Source organism: Neorhizobium sp. T6_25, from assembly GCF_002968555.1.
GTDB lineage: Bacteria > Pseudomonadota > Alphaproteobacteria > Rhizobiales > Rhizobiaceae > Neorhizobium.
Genome location: NZ_PVBL01000008.1, coordinates 62,741 through 82,874, shown reverse-complemented (window position 1 = coordinate 82,874; position 20,134 = coordinate 62,741). Strand labels below are relative to the sequence as shown.

Sequence of the window (20,134 nt, the reverse complement as noted above, 5' to 3'; positions counted from 1 at the left end):
GATGGGAAAGATTGCGCTGGCGATCCACGGCGGCTGCGGCGTCATGGCAAAGCTCGACCTGAGCGACGAGGAATGGGCGGCCGCCCGGGTCGATCTCGGACGGGCGCTGAAAGCCGGCTGGGAAGTCCTGACGGCAGGCGGTGCGGCGCTCGACGCGGTGCAGGCGGCCGTGGTTGTCATGGAGGATTCTCCGCATTTCAACGCCGGTTACGGCGCGGCGCTCAACACCAACGGCAAACATGAGCTCGACGCTTCGATCATGGACGGGCGCACGCTCGAAGCCGGCGCAGTGACGCTGGTTCGGCGTATCCGCAATCCGATCAAGGCGGCTCGCAAGATCATGGAAAACGGCGATGCAATCCTGCTTGGCGGCGATGCGGCCGACGATTTCGCCCGCGAGGCGGGGCTCGATATGGTCGAGCCGGACTATTTCACCACCGAGCGCCGCGTCAAGGCGCTGGCGGCGATGAAGGCGCATGCCGCTGCGGGCACAGCGGCGAAAGCCAGCGAGTCGGAAAAGCACGGCACGGTCGGTGCGGTGGCGCTCGACAGCGCCGGGCATCTGGCGGCGGCGACCTCGACCGGCGGCTACAACAACAAGCCGGAAGGCCGGATCGGCGACACCCCGATCATCGGCGCCGGAACTTACGCGCGGGACGGCGCCTGCGCCGTTTCCGGCACCGGCAAGGGTGAATATTTCATGCGTTATGCCGTTGGCCATGAAGTGGCTGCCCGCGTCTCCTATCTCGGCGAGAGCGTTGAGAAGGCGGCCGCAAAGGTCATCCAGGAGGACCTGAAGCAGCACGATATCGGCGCGGGGCTGGTGGCGGTCGGCGCCGATGGCTCGATCACCGCGCCTTACAATACCGACGGCATGTTCCGCGGCTGGGTGACGCCGGAGGGCGAATTCCACGTCGCCACCCATGGCGAGGTATTCTCGATCAAACCCTGAACCGGCAGAGCTTCCCGCACGAAAAGCCCGGCGGGATGACCGCCGGACCCCGCGCCCTCCGGAGCCGCTCTTTTATTCGGCGGCTTGCTGCGGCTTCAATACGCCGCGGCGGATCTGGTCTTCTTCGATGGATTCGAAGAGGGCGCGGAAATTGCCTTCACCAAATCCTTCGTCGCCCTTGCGCTGGATGAACTCGAAAAAGATCGGACCGATCACCGTCTTCGAGAAGATCTGCAGCAGGATCTTGGTCGTGCCGCCATCGACCACGCCTTCGCCATCGATCAGGATGCCGTGTTTCTTCATGCGGTCGATCGGTTCGTCGTGGTCGTGCACGCGGGCGCCGGATTTTTCATAATAGGTGTCCGGCGGGCCGGGCATGAACTTGAGCCCGTTTTCGGCGAGCTTGTCGGTCGCTTCGTAGATGCCGTCTGTGCCGACCGCGATGTGCTGGATGCCTTCGCCCTTGTATTTCTTCAGGAATTCCTCGATCTGGCTGGTCTCGTCCTTGGACTCGTTCAGCGGGATGCGGATCTTGCCGCAGGGCGAGGTGATTGCCCGGCTCATCAGGCCGGTGATGCGGCCGTCGATGTTGAAAAAGTGGATCTGCTTGAAATTGAAGAGCTCGCGGTAGAAGTCCCACCACTTGTCCATGTTGCCGCGATAGACATTGTGGGTCAGGTGGTCGAGGTAATAGAAACCGACGCCTTCGGGCCTGGGGTTGCGTGTCTCCAGCCATTCGAATTCGGCCTCATAGGCCGACCCCTTCTCGCCGTAGGTCTCGATGAAATAGAGAAGCGAACCGCCGATGCCGACGATGGCCGGGACGTCGAGCGTCTTGTCCTTGCCTTCATAGGGCGTTGCACCCTTGGCGACTGCGTGGTCGAAGGCATGTTTGGCATCGACCACGCGCCAGGCCATGGCCGGCGCGCAGGGGCCGTGTTCATCGACGAAGCGCATTGCATGGCTGCCCGGCTCGGCATTGACGATGTAATTGATGTCGCCCTGGCGCCAGACGGTGATGTTCTTCGTCCTGTGCTTTGCCACCGGCTCGTAGCCCATGCGGGTGAACAGCTCTTCCAGCTTCTGCGGCTCCGGATGGGCGAATTCGACGAATTCGAAACCGTCGGTCCCTGCCGGGTTATCGGCGGTAATCTCAGAAACCGGTGCGTCGTGCGGGAAAGGACCCATGGCAAACTCCTCCTGTCATTCAATCATCATGATGATGCAGGGGAGGCGCATTGTGCTTGCAATTTTGGCGATGTTCTGGTCGATTTGTGCATGAAATGTGCGGACATGAGGAGTTTCGTGCACGATGGATGCGCTGGACGGATATGACCTGAAGATATTGAGCCATCTACAGACCGACGGACGGCTGACCAATAACGAATTGTCGGAACTCGTCGCGCTTTCGCCGTCGCAATGTTCGCGCCGCCGGGCGCGGCTTGAAGGCGAGGGGTTCATCCAGACCTATCGGGCACATCTCAACCGCCAGAAGCTCGGCCTCGACCTCCTGGTGGTGATCGCCGTGACGCTCGCCACCCATAACCGCGACAATGCCAAGCGCTTCGCGCGCCTCGTCGAGGACCTGCCGGAAGTGCTGGAATGTTTCTCGCTGACCGGCGAGATGGATTATCACCTGAAGGTGGTGACCCGTGATCTCGCGGGCCTCTCCCATTTCGTCAACGACATACTGTTGCCGCACGAGAGCGTGCAGCATGTCAAAACATCGATCGTTCTCAGCGTGTTGAAGGATTTTGGTGGGATTCCGATTCAAAAACCCGCAAGGCTTAAAGATCGTCCGGCTCCGGCGGTTTCCCGTTGCCCGAGTGGCGGATGACCTGCTCGATTGCGGCAAGGCCGGTCGATAAAGCCTCGATGCCGCTCTCGCCGATTTCCGCCTCCAGTTCGGCCTGATAGCGGCGGGCGAGCTCGATCAGCTCCCGGTAGGCCAGCTCTCCGGCCGCGGTCAGTTCCAGATGCTCGACCCGGCGGTCTGCCTCGTCCTGGCTGCGCTTTAGCCAGCGGCGCTGTTCGAGCGCGAAGACGGCGCGGCTGACCTTGGTCTTGTGCATGCTGGAATGACTGCCGACAGCTTTCGAGGTCATGCGGCCCGAACTGCCGAGCGCAGCCAGTGTGCGCCATTCCGGCCGTGTCAGGCCGTATCTCGCCTTGTAATGGGCGGCAAAACGCAGACCCACGAATTCGGCGGCGCGGTTGAGCCTGTAGGGGAGGAACTGTCCGAGTTCGAAACTATCTGTCGGCATGACGTTGATCGGGCGTTGATGGTTACAAAAATAATGGTTACGTTTACAACCATATCGTCATCATGGGAGGAAACAAGCCATGCTGGACAAGATCGATCCGAACGCCACGCAGTTTACCGGGGCGAATGCCGAAACGCTCGCCTATATGTCGGGCTTCGGCAACGATTTCGAAACCGAGAGCCTGCCGGGCGCCCTGCCGCAGGGGCAGAACAGCCCGCAGAAATGCAATTACGGGCTTTATGCGGAACAGCTCTCCGGCTCGCCTTTCACGGCGCCGCGCGGCACCAACGAGCGTTCATGGCTCTATCGTATCCGCCCGAGCGTGCGCCACACCGGCCGGTTCAGGAAGATCGACTATCCGCTGTGGAAGACGGCACCTCACATCGCCGAACATTCGCTGGCGCTCGGCCAGCTCCGCTGGAGCCCGGTGCCGGCGCCGACGGAGAAGCTGAACTTCCTCGAAGGCATCCGCACGATGACGACGGCGGGCGATGCGCTCTCCCAGTCAGGCATGGCGGCGCATGTCTATGTTTTTAACACCGACATGGTGGACGACTATTTCTTCAATGCCGACGGCGAGATGATGATCGTGCCGGAGACGGGCTCGATCCGCGTCTTCACCGAACTCGGCAAGATGGACCTGGAGCCTTCGGAGATCTGCATCATCCCGCGTGGCACGATGTTCAAGGTGACCCGGCTCGGCGAGGAAAAAGTCTGGCGCGGGTATATCTGCGAGAATTACGGCGCCAAGTTCACGCTGCCGGATCGCGGGCCGATCGGCGCCAACTGCCTTGCCAATCCGCGCGATTTCAAGACGCCGGTGGCGGCCTATGAGGACAAGGAGACGCCCTGCCGCGTGCAGGTGAAATGGTGCGGTTCCTTCCATCTGACCGAGATCGGCCATTCGCCGCTCGACGTGGTCGCCTGGCACGGCAATTACGCACCGTACAAATACGACCTGCGCACCTTCTCGCCGGTCGGCGCCATCCTCTTCGACCATCCGGATCCGTCGATCTTCACGGTTCTGACCGCTCCCTCGGGAGAGGAGGGAACCGCCAATGTCGATTTCGTGATTTTTCCGCCGCGCTGGCTGGTGGCCGAGCACACGTTCCGGCCGCCCTGGTACCATCGCAACATCATGAGCGAGTTCATGGGCCTGATCTGCGGTCGCTACGATGCCAAGGAGGAGGGTTTCGTGCCGGGTGGCATGAGCCTGCACAACATGATGCTGCCGCACGGGCCGGATTTCACCGGTTTCGAGAAGGCCTCGAATGGTGAGCTGAAACCCGTCAAGCTCGACAACACCATGGCCTTCATGTTCGAGACCCGTTTCCCGCAGCAGCTCACCAAATTCGCGGCCGAACTGGAGACGCTGCAGGACAATTACGTGGATTGCTGGTCAGGCCTCGAGCGAAAGTTCGACGGTACGCCGGGGATCAAGTAAGGCGGCGCGACATAACGGTTGCCTTCTTGCGCGATCTCCACACATTCTGGGAGCAATACCAACGATAAAACGGGAAACACTCATTCATGAAGCTCGCGACACTGAAGGACTCCACCCGCGACGGCCGCCTGGTCGTCGTCTCGAAAGACCTCACCCAGTGCTCGGAGGTCGGTCATATCGCCCGCACCCTCCAGGCCGCGCTCGACGACTGGGCCTATGTCGGTCCGCGGCTTGAACGGGTCGCGGAGGGTATCGAGACCGGTTCGCAGCCGACCATCCGTTTTCATGAACATGATGCGGCATCGCCGCTGCCGCGTGCCTACCAGTGGGCGGACGGATCGGCTTACGTCAACCACGTCGAGCTGGTGCGCCGGGCGCGCAATGCGGACATGCCGGAGAGCTTCTGGACCGATCCGCTGATCTACCAGGGCGGGTCCGACAGTTTCCTCGGGCCTCGCGATCCGATCCTGCTCGAAAATGAAGCCTGGGGCGCTGATATGGAGGGCGAGGTCGCGGTGATCCTCGGCGACGTGCCCATGGGCGCGTCCGTGGATGAGGCGCGGGAGGCGATCCGTCTCGTGCTTCTCGTCAACGACGTATCTCTGCGCGGGCTGATCCCATCCGAACTCGCCAAGGGTTTCGGCTTCTTCCAGTCGAAACCGTCCTCCGCTTTTTCTCCGGTCGCGGTCACGCCCGATGAGCTTGGTTCGGCCTGGGACGGCGGCAAGCTTTCCCTGCCGCTCAAAGTCGATCTGAACGGCAAGCCTTTCGGCCGGGCCAATGCCGGCGTCGACATGACCTTCGATTTCCCGCAGTTGATCGCCCATGCGGCGAAGACGCGGCCGCTGATCGCCGGCACGATCATCGGTTCGGGCACGGTCTCCAACAAGCTCGACGGAGGTCCCGGCAAGCCGGTTGCCGATGGCGGAGCCGGTTATTCCTGCATCGCCGAAATCCGCACCATCGAGACGATCAACTTCGGCGTTCCGAAGACGCCTTTCCTGCATTTCGGAGATACGGTGCGGATCGAGATGAAGGACGACAAGGGGCATTCGATCTTCGGTGCGATCGAACAGACCGTGACGAGATACGAGAAGGCAGGATGAGCGATACGGTCCTCTACGATTACTGGCGGTCCTCGGCGAGCTATCGGCTGAGGATCGCCCTCAACATGGCGGCCGAAACATTCCGCACGGTTCCGGTCGATATCCTCGCCAAGGAGCACAGGTCGCAGGAACATCTCGCCCGCAACCCGCAGGGGCTGGTGCCGGTGCTGGAAATCGACGGCCACAGTTTTACCCAGTCGCTGGCGGTGATCGAATATCTCGACGAGACGCGCGGCGGCGCCTTCCTGCCGGGCGATTCCGTCGGGCGGCAGCGGGTGAGGGCGCTTTCCTATGTCATCGCCATGGAAATCCATCCGGTCTGCAACACGCACGTTGTCGGCCATGTCTTATCGCTGACCGGCGGTGGCGACGACGCCCGGCCGGCCTGGATGCAGAAGTTCATCGGGGAAGGGCTTGCTGCCTTCGAGATACTGCTTAATTCCCCTTCGACCGGCACATTCTGTCACGGCGACCGGCCTGGGATGGCGGATATCTGCCTCGTGCCGCAGGTCTACAACGCGCGCCGATGGAGCGTCGATCTTTCGGCCTGCCCGAAACTTGTCGACATCGCCGACCGCTGCGCCGAACTGAAACCGTTCGCCAACGCCCATCCCGACAAGGCTGCTCGCTAAGTCTTCAGGTAGCTGATCACCGCGTCGGCGATCATGCCCTTGTGACGCTCCATGGTCGCCGGTTCTGAAAGGTCGCGGCGGAAGATCGTTCCGAACGTATAACGGTTGGAGACGCGGAAGAAGCAGAAGGCACTGATCAGCATGTGAATGTCGATCGGGTCGGCTTTCCGGGCAAATACACCGGCCGCGACGCCGCGATCAAGGATCGCCGCAATGGTCTCGATGACCGAGACGTTCAGGTCGCGGATCGCCTCGGACCGCAGCATATGTGCGGCGTGGTGGATGTTCTCGATGCTGACTAGCCGGACGAATTCCGGATTGGCCTCGTCATGTTCGAAGGTTGTCGAGATCAGCACCCGCAGCGCCTGTTCCGGGGGCAGGTTGGAAAGCTGAAGATCCTCTTCCAGCGTGCGGATCTTGCGGTAGGCCCGCTCGAGAACGGCGAGATAGAGCCCCTCTTTGCTGCCGAAATAATAATAGATCATCCGTTTCGAGGTGCGGGTCTTCTCCGCGATCGCATCGACGCGGCCGCCGGCAAGGCCATGGGTCGTGAATTCCTCCGTCGCCACATCCAGGATGTCTTCCTGGGTGCGCTGCGGATCGTTTTTCCTGCCGTTTTCGCGTTTCGCCGCCATCCCCGAATCCGCCTTCACCGTTTTGTCCGCCATGCTCACAGAAACAGGCCTTGTGGACAACTGATTGTCCACATCGAATTTTCGCATTTGTTCCAAAGTCATAACGGGCCTGTGTGAGGCTTTCAATAGATGGCGCTTGACATACGCACTAGTTCGTACATTTTATCCGGATTGCCGGTCGATCCCTGAGGAGGCGGTCCCGGCGGAGGTTATCTTGTCAAAGGACCGAGTGGGCAGCCGCATCAGCGGTGGCCCTTGTCGACATCCGGTGACGGAAGCCTTGGGAGGACCGGAAGTGACACGAATAATCGATTTCTATTTCTTCGCGCTGAAGGTCGTCATCGCCCTGCTTCTGGCAGGCATGGTGGTGCTTGTCTTCGGCAATGTCGTGCTGCGTTATGCCTTCAACCAGGGGATCACCGTTTCGGAAGAGCTGTCGCGGGTCTTCTTCATCTGGCTGACGTTTCTCGGTGGCGTCGTTGCGATGCGCGAACACGGCCACCTCGGTGTCGATTCGCTCCTGAAGCGGTTGCCGCCGACAAGTGCCAGGATCGCCGTGCTGATGGGACAGGGGCTGATGCTCGTCGCCACCTGGCTGTTGATCAGCGGAAGTTGGACGCAGACATTGATCAATCTGCCCGCCACCATGCCGGCAACCGGCATTTCGATGGGCTGGTTCTACGGCGCCGGCCTCGCCTTCGGGGTTCCGACCTTCCTCATCATCCTCTGGGACGCCTTCCAGGTTGCCACCGGCCGCATCGATATCGCAACTGCCCAACTGGTGCGCGATAGCGAGGAGGAAGTGGCTCTCGACCATCATCCGGAAGCCGCGGTTGCCGCCGGCGTCACCAAGGCCTGAGGAGAGACCGATGACGCTCACTATTTTCCTCGGCGCCCTTCTCGGCCCCATGGCACTCGGCGTGCCGATCGCGTTTGCGCTCATCCTCAGTGGCGTGGCGCTGATGATGTACATGGACATCTTCGACGCCCAGATCGTCGCACAGAATGTGCTGAACGGCGCCGACAGCTTTCCGCTGATGGCCGTTCCCTTCTTCCTGCTTGCCGGCGAGGTGATGAATACCGGCGGCCTGTCGAAGCGTATCGTCAATCTCGCCATGGCGCTGGTCGGCCACGTGCGCGGTGGTCTCGGCTTCGTGGCGATCTTCGCCGCCTGCGTGTTGTCGAGCCTTTCGGGTTCGGCGGTGGCGGATGCCGCCGCGCTCGGCGCGCTTCTTTATCCGATGATGATCAAATCGGGCCATGATCCGGCGCGGACCGGCGGACTGCTGGCATCGGCTTCGGTCATCGGGCCGATCATCCCGCCTTCGATCGGCTTCATCCTCTATGGCGTCATCGGCGGCGTCTCGATCACCAAGCTCTTCCTCGCCGGCATCGTTCCCGGCCTGCTGATCGCGCTGGCGCTCTGCATCACCTGGCTGATCGTCGCCCGCAAGGAGCAGTTCGAACTGCCTCCGAGACAGAGCCGCGAGGTGCGCGTCAAGGCGCTCGTCGACAGCATCTGGGCGCTGATGCTGCCGGTGATCATCATCGTCGGACTGAAGTTCGGCGTGTTCACGCCGACCGAAGCCGGCGTCGTCGCCGCCGTCTATTCCCTGTTCGTCTCGATGGTCGTTTATCGCGAGCTTGCGCCGTCCGAACTCTTCAACGTCTTCGTGGCGGCGGCGAAGATCACCGCTGTCGTGATGTTCCTGGTCGCCTGTGCCGCGGTTTCGGCCTGGCTGATCACGGTTGCGGACGTACCCGGCGATCTCGTCGCGCTGCTGGAGCCGCTGATGGACAACCAGACGCTGCTGCTGCTCGCGATCATGGTGCTGATCGTCCTGGTCGGTACCGCGATGGACATGACGCCGACCATTCTGGTGATGACGCCGGTGCTTATGCCGATCATCAAGCAGGCGGGCATCGATCCGGTCTATTTCGGCGTGCTTTTTATCATCAACAACTCGATCGGCCTGATCACGCCGCCGGTGGGCACTGTGCTCAACGTCATCTGCGGGGTCTCCAAGCTGTCCATGGAAGACCTGATGAAGGGCGTGATGCCCTTCCTGATCGCCGAACTGATCGTTCTCTTCCTTCTCGTCCTCTTCCCGCAACTGGTGACCGTGCCGGTCGCCTGGTTCGGGCGCTGAGCCGGGAAGCTTCTGCCAACTGCATATCAACCGGCCGTGGGGGACCCCGGCCATCAATGGGAGGAAAGCATGTTCAACACGATGATGAAACTGGCGCTCGGGATCGCCTTGCCGGTGATGCTGTTTGCCGGCACGGCGTCCGCCGAAGTCCGCGCGCATACGCTGAAGTTTGCAGCCGCCAACAACAAGGGCCATCCGCAGGTCACCGGCATGGAAAAATTCGCCGAGATCGTCAAGGCGAAGAGCGGCGGCAAGATCGAGGTCAAGCTGTTTCCGGGCGGCGTGCTCGGCGGCGACGTGCAGACCGTCTCCGCGCTGCAGGGCGGCGTGGTCGAGATGCTGGTGCTGAATGCCGGCATCCTGTCGAGCAACGTCAAGGCGTTCGGCGCCGTCGACCTGCCGTTCCTGTTCAACAGCGGGGAAGAAGCGGACAAGGTCATGGACGGCGCCTTCGGCAAGAGCCTTTCCGAAAAGCTGCCGGCGACCGGCCTCGTCGGTCTCGCCTATTGGGAACTCGGCTTCCGCAACCTCACCAACAATCGCCGCGCGGTCACCAAGCTCGAAGACATCAAGGGCCTGAAGATCCGCACGCTGCAGTCGCCGATCCCGATCGAGCTGTTCAACAGCCTCGGCGCCAACGCGGTGCCGCTCCCTTATACGGAACTCTACACCGCGCTTGAAACCGGAACGGTCGACGGCCAGGAAAATCCGTTTGCCAACATCATCAACGCCAAGTTCTACGAAGTGCAGAAGTACCTGACGGTCACCCGTCACCAGTACAATCCGCAGATCGTGCTGGTCAGCAAGAAGTTCTGGGACGGCCTCAACGACGAGGAGAAGGGCATTCTCCAGTCGGCCGCGACCGAAGCCCGTGATTTCCAGCGCAAGGTTTCCCGCGAAGCGGACGCCAAGGCGCTCGACGAGATCAAGAAGACCGGCATGCAGGTCACCGAACTCAACGCCGCTGAAACCCAGAAGATCCGCGATGCCGTGAAGCCGCTGATCGAGAAGTTCAGCGCCGATGTGGGTGCCGATACCGTTTCGCTGCTCTTCAAGGAACTGGACGCCGTCCGCAAGAAGTAACATCCGCGCCGGCCCGTCTTCCGGCGGGCCGGCTCTTCCACCGAAACGAGGCGCGATACCCATGGCCGAGACATTGCTGAAACCCTTGAAGGCCGGGCTGATCGGCGCCGGCATCCAGGCCTCGCTGACGCCGGCCATGCATATGAAGGAAGGCGCAGCCCAAGGCTTCCGCTACGAATATGAGCTGATCGATCTCAGTCTGCTCGGCCTGACGCCCAGCAGCCTGCCGGATCTCCTGGACGATGCGGAAGCACGCGGCCTGATTGGCCTCAACATCACCCACCCCTGCAAGCAGCTGGTCATTCCCTATCTCGACGACCTCTCCGACGAGGCGAGGGCGCTCGGCGCCGTCAACACGGTGGTGCTCAAGGACGGCAAGCGTTTTGGCCACAATACCGACTGGTGGGGTTTCGCCGAAAGTTTCCGGCGCGGTCTGCCGAGCGCCGATCTGAGCGCAGCGGTTCAGATCGGCGCCGGTGGCGCAGGGGTCGCGACGGCCTACGCGATCCTGTCCCTCGGTCTCAAGGCACTCACGGTATTCGATCGCGAGCCTGATCGGGCCGAGCAGCTTGCTCAAACGATGTCGACACTCTTTCCGGACGCCTCGATCCAGGCATCATCAGATATCGTTTCGGCGATGCAGGAGGTCTCGGGCATCATCCATGCAACGCCGACCGGCATGGCAAAATATCCGGGCCTGCCGCTGCCGCCGGGACTTCTCCAGCCGCATCACTGGGTCGCGGAGATCGTCTATTTCCCGCTCGAGACCGAGCTGCTGAGCGTTGCCAGGCAACGCGGCTGCCGGGTGCTGAACGGCGGCGGCATGGCCGTCTTCCAGGCCGTCGGCGCCTTTCAGCTTTTCACCGGCCGGGAGCCGGATGCCGCCCGCATGCTCCAGCATTTCGAGGCACTGACAGTCTGACGGAAAATCTTCCGGCCCTGCTCGTCACATAGTGCCCATCTGGGGCGCCTGCGATTTTTGCCGGTCATCTCGGCAGTGGGTCTGGCGATCCTGGCTTGGCCGACTATAGTGGCCGGGCCGCACTTCTGCGGCATCATCCCCGCCGAAGAACGCCCAGGGTTATTGCCATGACGCTTGCCATTTCCGCCAAAGACATCGACGACAAGGCTCTTATCGACGAGTTGAAGCAGTGGGTCGAGATCGAGACTCCGACGCCGAACGCCGCGGCTGTCAATGTATTGGCGGATCGGGTCGAGGCGATCGGCAAGGCGGCCGGTCTGGAGACGGAGCGAGTACCGGGCACGCTCGGTTTCGGCGATATCCTGGCGATCCGCTCGCCGCGCCCGGCCGGCAGCAACGAAAAGACCGTTTTGATTTTGGCGCATCTCGATACCGTGCACGCGGTCGGCGTGATCGACAACCAGCTGCCGCTGCGTCAGGAGGGGGACAAACTCTATGGCCCCGGCATCTACGACATGAAGTCCGGCGCGCTGATGGCGCTCGAGGCGATGAAGCTCGCAGTCAGGCACGGCAGCAGGATGCCGATCGACCTGATTTTCGTGCCCGACGAGGAGATGGGAAGCCTGTCGTCGCGCGCTTTCATGGAAGAGGCGGCTAAGAATGCAGGTTATGCACTGGTGGTGGAACCTGCCCGCGACGGCGGCAAGATCGTTGTCGCCCGCAAAGGGGTCGCAATGTACGATGTCACCGTGCGGGGGCATGCCTCGCATGCCGGTACAAGGCCGCAGGATGGCCGCAGTGCCATTCGCGCCGCCGCCCGGCTGGTTCTGGAGCTTGAGGCGCTCAACGACACCGAGCGCGGCGTTACCGTCACGGTCGGGACGATCCAGGGCGGGACGGGCCGCAATACCGTGCCGGCGGAATGCCGCCTGCAGGTTGACGTTCGTGTTCCCGACGATGTGATCGCCAGGGAGATCACCGGCAAGATCGAGGCGATGAAGCCTGTCGATCCGGATATCACCTTCGAAATCGACGGCCAGATGAACCGTCCGCCCTTCGCGCAGTCGGATGAAGGCAGGCGTCTTTTCGACGTGGCGGCAGAGATCGCCGACGGTCTCGGCATCGCGCTGGAAGGAATGACGACGGGCGGCGGCTCGGACGGCAATTTCACGGCAGCGCTCGGCGTGCCGACGCTCGACGGGCTCGGTGCAGACGGTGCCGGCGCCCATACGTTCAACGAGCATATCTTCGTCAGCAGCGTTGCGCCGCGCACCGCCCTGCTCGCCAACCTGATGATCTCGCTGGAAGCGAGATAACCTGTCTCAGGCCGGCAGGGTCACTTCGAACGAGTTGGCGATGCGGATCTTGCCGACCTCGATGACGTGCCGCATGGCGGAGATCGCCCTGTCAGGATCACGCGAGGCGACCGCATGGGCGATCCTCAGGTGGTTGGTGGCGACCTCGTCTATCTTTTCCGGCGAGGCGGCCGGCGAGGAGAGCTGGAACGAAATGGCAAGCGCCGCCTCGATCAGCGCGCTCGCCGAGCGCATGAACGGATTGCCCGACATGCGAGCGATGGCGAGGTGGAATTCAAGGTCCACCTTGGCGATGGTTTCCGGCGTATGGGAGAGATCGTCGAATCTCGCGGCAATCGCGTAGAGCGCGACGATATCGTCGCTGGAGGCGCGTAGGGATGCTGCCGCGGCCGCGGCCGGTTCCAGCGCCATGCGCATCTCGGCAAGGTGTTCGATGAATTCGAAATCGAGCCCGGATTCGAACCTCCAACCCAAGACGTCAGAATCGAAGAAGTTCCAGCTCGCCTTGTCGAGCACGCGGGTGCCGACCTTGGCCTTGGCTTCGACCAGCCTTTTGGCGGCGAGCGTCTTCATGGATTCCCGCAACACCGTGCGGGACACGCCGAAACGGGCCGAAAGCTCGGTGTCGCCGGGCAGCAGGGAGCCTTCCGGGATCTTGCCGGAAACGATCCCCCGGCCGAGCTCCGCCACCACATGCGCGTGGTTGCTGCGGCGCTTTCGCCCACTGATCGTCGTTTCCAGAAGTCCCACTCAGATCTCCTTCAGCCGGCCCTCGGCCAGTCGCCGGTTTGAATACCAGATGATTCCGCGCTGCAATACAATGAAGACGAAGAGCAGGATGCCAATGACGATTTTCGTCCACCACGACGACAGCGTGCCGTCGAAGACGATGTAGGTCTGGATCAAGCCCTGGATCAAAATACCGATGAATGTTCCCGCGACCAGGCCAACGCCGCCGGTCAGCAGCGTGCCGCCGATGACGACGGCCGCGATCGCATCGAGTTCGACGCCGACCGTCGCCAGCGAATAACCGGACGAGGTATAGAGGGTGTAGGCAATGCCAGCGAGGCCCGAGAGGAAGCCGGACAGCGCATAGATGCCGACCGTCGTGGAGCCGACGGGGACACCCATCAGCTCGGCCGACTGCTCGCTACCGCCGATCGCATAGACATTGGCGCCAAAGCGGGTGCGAGCCGCGACGAAGGCGCCGACGACGAACACCAGCAGCATCAGCATGGCAAGCGTGGTCAGACGGCCGCCGCCCGGGAAGCGGAAGTAGAAGCCTTGGATCGTGTCGATCATCTCGTGGCTGATCGGCACGGATTCCGTCGAGATCAGGTAGGCAGCACCGCGGGCCAAAAACATGCCGGCGAGCGTCACCACGAAGGGCGGAATGCCGAGATAACGGATCATCGCTCCCATCAGGCTGCCGAAAAGGGTCGAGATGACCAGGACGGCCGCAAAGGCGATCAGCGGATGAACGCCGAGGGAGCCGACCAGGACAGCGACGAAAACGCTGGTAAAGGCGATCACCGAGCCGATCGACAGATCGATGCCGCCCGACAGGATGACGAAGGTCATGCCGACCGCGGCAATACCGAGAAAGGCGTTGTCGGTCAGAAGGTTGCCGATGACGCGCATCGACAGCATGTTCGGAAACTGCAGCACGCAGAGGGCATAGGCGATGACGAAGATGCCGAGCGTGGTGACGAAGGGCAGGTTGCGGGTATGGATCATCGAACCGTTCCTTCCGCCTTATGGGATGTCTCGCGGGATACCGTCTCGCCCTTGCGCCGCGAGGCCTTGACGAAGCCGAACAGCGCCATGATCGCCGGCGACTGCAGGGTCAGGACGACGATGATGATGCCGGCCTTGATGATCAGGTTGAATTCCGGCGGAAAACCCGAAACGAGGATGCCCGTGTTGATCGACTGGATGATCAGCGCGCCGATCAGTGATGCGGTGATGGAAAACCGTCCGCCGTTCAGCGAGGTGCCGCCGATGACGACGGCGAGGATGGCGTCGAGCTCCAGCCAGAGACCGGCATTGTTTGCATCGGCGCCGCGGATATCGGCAGTGACGATCAGGCCGGCGATGGCGGCGCAGATGCCGGAGATCGCATAGACGAAGAACAGCAGGAAACGGGCGCGCACGCCGGCAAGGGTCGCGGCGCGGCGGTTGATGCCGGTTGCCTCGATCAGGAACCCGAGTGCGGAGCGGCGCACCAGCAGGCCGATGATCAGTGCCGCGCAGATCCAGATGAGGATCGGGATCGGCATGCCGCCGAGCGAACCGGAGCCGAGCGCCGCGAAGCTGTCGTTGTTGAAGGTGAGGATGACGCCCTCGGTGATCAGCTGGGCGATGCCGCGGCCGGCCACCATCAGGATCAGCGTGGCGATGATCGGCTGGATATCGAGGAGGGCGACCAGAATGCCGTTCCACAGGCCGCAGAGGAGGCCGACGCCGAGCGAGATCAGGATCACGACCGGCAGCGGATAATCGTGTGCGATCAGCGTCGCGGCCACCGCGCCGCAGATGGCGATCACGGCGCCGATCGAGAGATCGATGCCGCGGGTGGCGATGACCAGCGTCATACCGATCGTCAGCAGCGCGACGGGGGCGGCGCGCACCAGGATGTCGATCAGGCTGCCGTAGAGGCGGCCGTTCTGGAAGGAGACGTTGAGGAAGCCCGGCGCAACCGCCGTGATCAGAGCGAGGATGACCGCAAGCGCGATGATCTGAGGTGCCAGTCGTTTCAGCCGGCGGGTGAGGCGGTTGGTCATGCGGCCTCCGTGCGGGCAGGAGCGGCGATCGCCTGGATGATGTTGTCCGCTGTCACCTGGTCGCCCTTGAGCTCGGCAATATGCTTGCGGTCGGAAAGCACGATGACGCGGTGGGCGATGGCAGTCAGTTCCTCCAGTTCCGAGGAGATAACGACCAGCGACATGCCGTCGGCGCAGAGTTTTTCGATCATTTTCAGGATTTCCGCATGCGCGCCGATATCGATGCCGCGCGTCGGTTCGTCGAGGATCAGCAGACGAGGCCCGGTTGCCAGCCAGCGGGCGAGGATCGCCTTCTGCTGGTTGCCGCCGGAGAGGAATTTCATCTGCCTGTTGGCATCGGCCGGCCGGATATCCAGCGACTTGATGAAACTTTCGGCAAGGGCTGCCTTTTCCCGCGAGGAGATCGGTTTTGCCCAGCCCTGGCGGGCCTGCACCGCAAGCGCGATATTATCCGCGACGGAAAAATCGCCGATAATTCCATCCGTCTTGCGCTCTTCGGGACAGAAGCCGAAGCCGCTGGCAATCGCCGCTTCCGGAGATGAGAGGGTGATCTGCCGGTTGTCGACGGTCGCCATGCCGCTGTCGGCGCGGTCGATGCCGAAGAGCAGGAAGGCGGTCTCGGTGCGGCCGGAACCGAGCAGGCCCGCAACGCCAACCACTTCGCCGGGCCGGATGTCCAGATCGAAAGGTGCAACGCTGCCGCGCTTGCCGTAACCCGAGAAGCGGATCGGCGCTTCGGCGGTCGAGGCGATGGTTTCTTCCTGCGCCTGATGCTCGCGGGTAATATGCTGCAGCTCGCGGCCGAGCATCATCGAGATCAGCTCCAGCCGCGGCAGTTCGGCGAGCTTGCGGGTGCCGACGAGCCGGCCGTTGCGCAAAACCGTGACACGGTCGGCGACCGCATAAACCTGGTTGAGGAAATGGGTGATGATGATGATGCCGAGGCCTTCCTCGCGCAGCCGGCGCAGGACGACAAACAACATCTCCACCTCGTGGGCGTCGAGGCTGGCGGTCGGCTCGTCGAGCACCAAGACCTTGCCGGACAGATCGACGGCGCGGGCGATGGCGACAAGCTGGCGGACGGCAACGGAATAGGACGAGAGCAGGGCGTCGACATCGATATCGAGGCCGTAGCGTTCGAGAAGCGCCTTCGAGCGGCGGCGCATTTCGCGGCGGTCGATCAGGCCGAAACGGCGCGGCTGGCGGCCGAGGAAGAGGTTTTCAGCGACCGTCAGGTTTTCGAGGAGATTGACCTCCTGGTAGACGGTGCCGATGCCGAGGCCTTGCGCCTCCGCGACGCTGGCCGGCGTCACCTCCGCGCCGTCGAGGCGCATGGTGCCGTGATCGCGGCTGTAGACCCCGGTCAGGATCTTGATCAGAGTCGATTTACCGGCGCCGTTTTCGCCGAGCAGCGCATGGATTTCGCCGCGCTCGAGCGTGAAATCGACGGCGTCGAGCGCCGTGATGCCGAGGAAGGCCTTGCCGATGCCCCGGGCTTCCAAAAGTGAGTTTGTATCCGACATGCCTAAAGTCCCGCGTCTATCGAAGAACCGGAACGGCGAGGTGCACCGCTCCGGTTGCTGAGTTGCCCGGCTCTAAGGGGTATGAGGTGGAGCCGGGCGGCGGGAGGTCAGTAACCGAGGCCCTTCTTGGCTTCGTAGACCTTCATCGGGTCATCCTTGGCGGTATAGAGCTTCGATTCCGTCTGGATCCACTTCGGCGGGGCCTTCTTGTCCTTCAGATAGGCGTTGAGGGCATCGAAGGCGGGGCCGGCCATATTCGGCGTCAGCTCGACCGTCGCATTGGCTTCGCCCTTGGCCATCGCCTGGAAGATATCCGGCACGGCATCGATCGAGACGACCTTGATGTCGGTACCGGGCTTCAGGCCGGCTTCCTTGATCGCCTGGATGGCGCCGACGGCCATGTCGTCGTTATGGGCATAGACCGCGCAGATATCCTTGCCGCCGCCTTCAGCCTTGATGAAGCTTTCCATGACTTCCTTGCCCTTGGTGCGGGTGAAGTCGCCGGTCTGCGAGCGGGCAATCTTGATGTTGGAATGGCCGGTGATCGCCTGTTCGAAACCCTTCTTGCGGTTAATGGCCGGCGAAGAACCGGTCGTGCCCTGAAGTTCCACGACCTTGCAGGTCTTGGAGCCGATTTCCTTGACCAGCCAGTCGCCGGCGACCTTGCCTTCGAACACCTGGTCGGAGGTGACGGCCGTCAGGTAGAGGTCCTTCGGTGCGTCGATGTCGCGGTCAAGCAGGATGACCGGGATTTTCTCTTCCTTGGCTTCCTTGAGAACCGCATCCCAGCCGGTGGCGACCACCGGTGCGATGAAGATCGCGTCGACCTTTTGGGCGATGAAGCCACGGATCGCCTTGATCTGGTTTTCCTGCTTCTGCTGCGCGTCGGCGAATTTCAGGGTAACGCCGCGTTTTTCGGCTTCCTGCTTGGTGACCGTGGTTTCGGCGGCGCGCCAGCCGGATTCGGATCCGATCTGCGAGAAACCGACTGTAAGGGACGCGGCGGAAACGCCGGATGCCAACGATAGGGTAAGAGCGGCTACAGCTGCCGCGAGAGCTCTTTTCATCCTAAATCCTCCCAGAGATGATAAAGCGAACTGACGGCTCAAGGATTGGCATATAATATTACTTTTTCAAGCGCTATTTTTGAAGAAATTGCGAAAAAGGCGGTATCCTGCCACTTTCGAGGGCAACAATCGATTGAATCCTAGGGATAAATGGCATTCTTAAAAAGATCTGGATTGCCGGAAGCGGTTTTCCTCCTCCTTGACAAGCCCGATGCCAATCCAATAGTCGTATTAATGACTACATCGGGCCTGATGGTTCTGATGGGAGGAGTGGCGTGGCGGCAGGAGACGCCATGTTGGTATTGGAAGCATTTGGGTGATTAAATCGATGTTGCGGGTTCTTCAGGTCTTGGATGGCGCTGGTGCGTCTATTGTTGTCGCGTGGGATGGCGAAGGTGCTGCCCGTGCGGTGAACGGCGTTTCGTCTACCTATGATCTCGCCTGCCAGGCGATTGCCGCCGGCCAGACATTGGCTCAGCGGATCGAAGCGGCCGGTCTCGGCGATGTCGTCGACCTCGAAAAGGCCGCGGGCGAGGGGCGCCTTGGCCTGCCGATCACCCATCCGGACCCGGCGCATTTCATCGTCGCCGGCACCGGTTTGACGCATCTCGGCTCGGCAGACGGTCGCGACAAGATGCACAAGGCGGCACAGGCGACGGAAAAGCCGACCGATTCGATGCGCATGTTCCTGATGGGCGTCGAAGGCGGCAAGCCGAGACCCGGCGAGGCCGGCGTGCAGCCGGAATGGTTCTACAAGGGCAACGGCTCGCAGCTTCGCGCCACCGGCAGCGATCTGGTATCGCCGGCCTTCGCGCTCGATGGCGGCGAGGAGCCGGAACTGGCGGGCATCTATCTCATCGGTCCGGACGGCACGCCCTTCCGGCTGGGTTTCTGTCTCGCCAACGAATTTTCCGACCATGTGACCGAGAAGGGCAACTATCTCTGGCTCGCCCATTCCAAGCTGCGCCAGGCGGCCCTCGGCGCTGAACTTCTGGTCGGCGACCTGCCGGATCACGTGGAAGGCACATCACGTGTGCGGCGCGGCGACGAGGTGATCTTCGAAAAGCCGTTCCTCTCGGGCGAGGCGAACATGTCGCACACGATCGCCAACCTCGAACACCATAATTTCAAATACGATATCTTCCGCCAGCCGGGCGATCTGCATGTCCATTTCTTCGGAACGGCGACGCTGTCGTTCTCCGAGGGGATCAAGACGGAGCCGGGCGACGTTTTCGAGATTTCCGCGGCTCCTTTCAAACTGCCGCTCGTCAACCGGCTGACTGTCGCGGCGGATGCGCCCGTGACGATCAAGAAGCTCTGAGGCGGCCATGGCTCCCATCCGCGTCGCCATCGTCGGGCTTGGAAAGATCGCAAGGGATCAGCATCTCGGCGCGATCGAAGCAACCGACGGCATCGAACTCGTGGCCGTCGCCAGCCGTCACGCCAAGCTCGACGACATCGCCTGTTTCCATGAGATCGGCGATCTGCTCGCTTCGGACGTCAAGTTCGACGCTGTTTCTCTCTGTACGCCGCCCGTCGGGCGCTTCGAGCAGGCCAAGGCGGCACTCGATGCCGGCAAGCATGTGATGCTCGAAAAGCCGCCGGGTGCGACGCTTTCGGAAGTCTACGCGCTGGAGAAGCTCGCCGGGGAAAAAGGCGTCTCGCTGTTTTCAACCTGGCATTCGCGGGCTGCCGCTGCCGTCGAGCCGGCGCGGGCGCTGCTTGCCAAGCGCAGGATCCGCAGCGTTGCGGTGGAATGGAAGGAAGACGTCCGCCACTGGCATCCCGGTCAGGCCTGGATCTGGGAGCCGGGTGGCCTCGGCGTCTTCGATCCCGGCATCAATGCGCTGTCGATCGTCACGCGCATCCTGCCGGAGAGCTTTCATCTCACCCGTTCCGAATTGACCTTCCCGGCCAACCGGGCGGCGCCGATCGCGGCAAGCCTCTCTTTCGAGACCGATGGCGGAGTTCCGGTCTCGGCCGAGTTCGACTGGCGCCAGACCGGGCCGCAGACCTGGGATATCCGCGTCGAGACCGACGAGGGGCCGATCGTTCTGACCCATGGCGGCAGCCGGCTTTTCGTCGATGGCAAAAGCGCGATCGTCGAGGAAGACAGGGAATACCGCAATCTCTATCGTGATTTCGTGACGCTGGCGGCAGAAAGCCGCAGCGATACCGATTTCTCGCCGCTGGTGCATGTCGCCGATGCCTTTATGCTGGGCCGGCGCATTCAAACAGACGTATTTGAGGACTGATG

General features: G+C 62.2%; 20 protein-coding genes. 12 read left to right on the top strand and 8 right to left on the bottom strand.

Annotated elements, in window-relative coordinates; all coding sequences use genetic code 11:
* Position 1 precedes the first annotated feature (1 nt).
* Positions 2-952, top strand: coding sequence for an isoaspartyl peptidase/L-asparaginase family protein (locus C5L10_RS13010; protein ID WP_105430013.1), 951 nt, complete (start codon positions 2-4; stop codon positions 950-952).
* A gap of 72 nt (positions 953-1,024) precedes the next feature.
* Here the strand turns inward: C5L10_RS13010 and hppD are convergent, their stop codons facing one another.
* Positions 1,025-2,140 carry a 4-hydroxyphenylpyruvate dioxygenase gene (gene hppD, locus C5L10_RS13005; RefSeq protein ID WP_105430012.1) on the bottom strand — a complete coding sequence of 372 codons (1,116 nt, stop codon included), beginning with the start codon at positions 2,138-2,140 and terminating at the stop codon, positions 1,025-1,027.
* A 124-nt stretch (positions 2,141-2,264) separates the two neighbouring features.
* On the opposite strand from hppD, the gene C5L10_RS13000 reads away from it, so the two are divergent.
* On the top strand, positions 2,265-2,789 hold the full coding sequence (locus C5L10_RS13000; protein ID WP_105430011.1) for an Lrp/AsnC family transcriptional regulator: 525 nt from the start codon (positions 2,265-2,267) through the stop codon (positions 2,787-2,789).
* On the opposite strand, the gene C5L10_RS12995 is transcribed toward C5L10_RS13000, so the two are convergent.
* Positions 2,740-3,216 (bottom strand): MarR family winged helix-turn-helix transcriptional regulator, encoded by a 477-nt coding sequence (locus tag C5L10_RS12995; protein WP_105430010.1) that lies wholly within the window; start codon positions 3,214-3,216, stop codon positions 2,740-2,742. The genes C5L10_RS13000 and C5L10_RS12995 overlap by 50 nt on opposite strands.
* Positions 3,217-3,361: 145 nt before the next feature.
* On the opposite strand from C5L10_RS12995, the gene hmgA reads away from it, so the two are divergent.
* From hmgA to maiA, 3 genes are all read left to right on the top strand, one after another.
* On the top strand, positions 3,362-4,660 hold the full coding sequence (gene hmgA, locus C5L10_RS12990) for a homogentisate 1,2-dioxygenase (RefSeq protein WP_245447998.1): 1,299 nt from the start codon (positions 3,362-3,364) through the stop codon (positions 4,658-4,660).
* Between the two features lie 86 nt (positions 4,661-4,746).
* Entirely contained in the window at positions 4,747-5,766 is a 1,020-nt protein-coding gene (locus C5L10_RS12985; protein WP_105430009.1) for a fumarylacetoacetate hydrolase family protein, read from the top strand.
* Positions 5,763-6,398: a maleylacetoacetate isomerase gene (gene maiA, locus C5L10_RS12980; protein WP_105430008.1), complete on the top strand. Its 636-nt coding sequence runs from the start codon at positions 5,763-5,765 to the stop codon at positions 6,396-6,398. Before C5L10_RS12985 ends, maiA begins: the two co-directional genes overlap by 4 nt.
* Here maiA and C5L10_RS12975 read toward each other — a convergent pair.
* Complete coding sequence (locus C5L10_RS12975) at positions 6,395-7,033, bottom strand: TetR family transcriptional regulator (protein ID WP_046608629.1); 639 nt, start codon at positions 7,031-7,033, stop codon at positions 6,395-6,397. The genes maiA and C5L10_RS12975 overlap by 4 nt on opposite strands.
* Before the next feature lie 295 nt (positions 7,034-7,328).
* Here C5L10_RS12975 and C5L10_RS12970 point away from each other — a divergent pair, with 295 nt between their 5' ends.
* The 5 genes from C5L10_RS12970 (at position 7,329) to C5L10_RS12950 (ending at position 12,504) form a co-directional block, all read left to right on the top strand.
* On the top strand, positions 7,329-7,892 hold the full coding sequence (locus tag C5L10_RS12970; RefSeq protein WP_046667488.1) for a TRAP transporter small permease: 564 nt from the start codon (positions 7,329-7,331) through the stop codon (positions 7,890-7,892).
* 10 nt (positions 7,893-7,902) lie between these two features.
* Entirely contained in the window at positions 7,903-9,183 is a 1,281-nt protein-coding gene (locus C5L10_RS12965; RefSeq protein WP_046633353.1) for a TRAP transporter large permease, read from the top strand.
* Positions 9,184-9,252: 69 nt separating this feature from the next.
* Positions 9,253-10,266 (top strand): TRAP transporter substrate-binding protein, encoded by a 1,014-nt coding sequence (locus C5L10_RS12960; protein ID WP_105430007.1) that lies wholly within the window; start codon positions 9,253-9,255, stop codon positions 10,264-10,266.
* A gap of 61 nt (positions 10,267-10,327) precedes the next feature.
* Entirely contained in the window at positions 10,328-11,188 is an 861-nt protein-coding gene (locus C5L10_RS12955; protein WP_105430006.1) for a shikimate dehydrogenase, read from the top strand.
* Positions 11,189-11,355: 167 nt separating this feature from the next.
* Positions 11,356-12,504 (top strand): M20 family metallopeptidase, encoded by a 1,149-nt coding sequence (locus tag C5L10_RS12950; RefSeq protein ID WP_105430005.1) that lies wholly within the window; start codon positions 11,356-11,358, stop codon positions 12,502-12,504.
* 6 nt (positions 12,505-12,510) lie between these two features.
* Here C5L10_RS12950 and C5L10_RS12945 read toward each other — a convergent pair whose 3' ends face one another.
* The 5 genes from C5L10_RS12945 to ytfQ all read right to left on the bottom strand — a co-directional run bounded on the left by C5L10_RS12945 (position 12,511) and on the right by ytfQ (position 17,877).
* Entirely contained in the window at positions 12,511-13,254 is a 744-nt protein-coding gene (locus C5L10_RS12945) for a FadR/GntR family transcriptional regulator (protein ID WP_105430004.1), read from the bottom strand.
* Positions 13,255-14,241, bottom strand: a complete 987-nt coding sequence (yjfF, locus tag C5L10_RS12940; RefSeq protein WP_105430003.1) for a galactofuranose ABC transporter, permease protein YjfF — start codon at positions 14,239-14,241, stop codon at positions 13,255-13,257.
* The gene (locus C5L10_RS12935; protein WP_105430002.1) at positions 14,238-15,287 is read right to left on the bottom strand and encodes an ABC transporter permease; all 1,050 of its coding nucleotides are present in this window, start codon (positions 15,285-15,287) and stop codon (positions 14,238-14,240) included. Before C5L10_RS12935 ends, yjfF begins: the two co-directional genes overlap by 4 nt.
* Positions 15,284-16,810: a sugar ABC transporter ATP-binding protein gene (locus tag C5L10_RS12930; protein ID WP_105430001.1), complete on the bottom strand. Its 1,527-nt coding sequence runs from the start codon at positions 16,808-16,810 to the stop codon at positions 15,284-15,286. Before C5L10_RS12930 ends, C5L10_RS12935 begins: the two co-directional genes overlap by 4 nt.
* A 107-nt stretch (positions 16,811-16,917) precedes the next feature.
* Positions 16,918-17,877, bottom strand: a complete 960-nt coding sequence (gene ytfQ, locus C5L10_RS12925; RefSeq protein WP_046608637.1) for a galactofuranose ABC transporter, galactofuranose-binding protein YtfQ — start codon at positions 17,875-17,877, stop codon at positions 16,918-16,920.
* A 328-nt stretch (positions 17,878-18,205) separates the two neighbouring features.
* Between ytfQ and araD1 the strand changes: the two genes are divergently transcribed.
* Both araD1 and C5L10_RS12915 read left to right on the top strand, forming a co-directional pair.
* On the top strand, positions 18,206-19,198 hold the full coding sequence (gene araD1, locus C5L10_RS12920) for an AraD1 family protein (RefSeq protein WP_105430000.1): 993 nt from the start codon (positions 18,206-18,208) through the stop codon (positions 19,196-19,198).
* A 7-nt stretch (positions 19,199-19,205) separates the two neighbouring features.
* Positions 19,206-20,132, top strand: coding sequence for a Gfo/Idh/MocA family protein (locus tag C5L10_RS12915; protein WP_105429999.1), 927 nt, complete (start codon positions 19,206-19,208; stop codon positions 20,130-20,132).
* Positions 20,133-20,134: the final 2 nt, after the last annotated feature.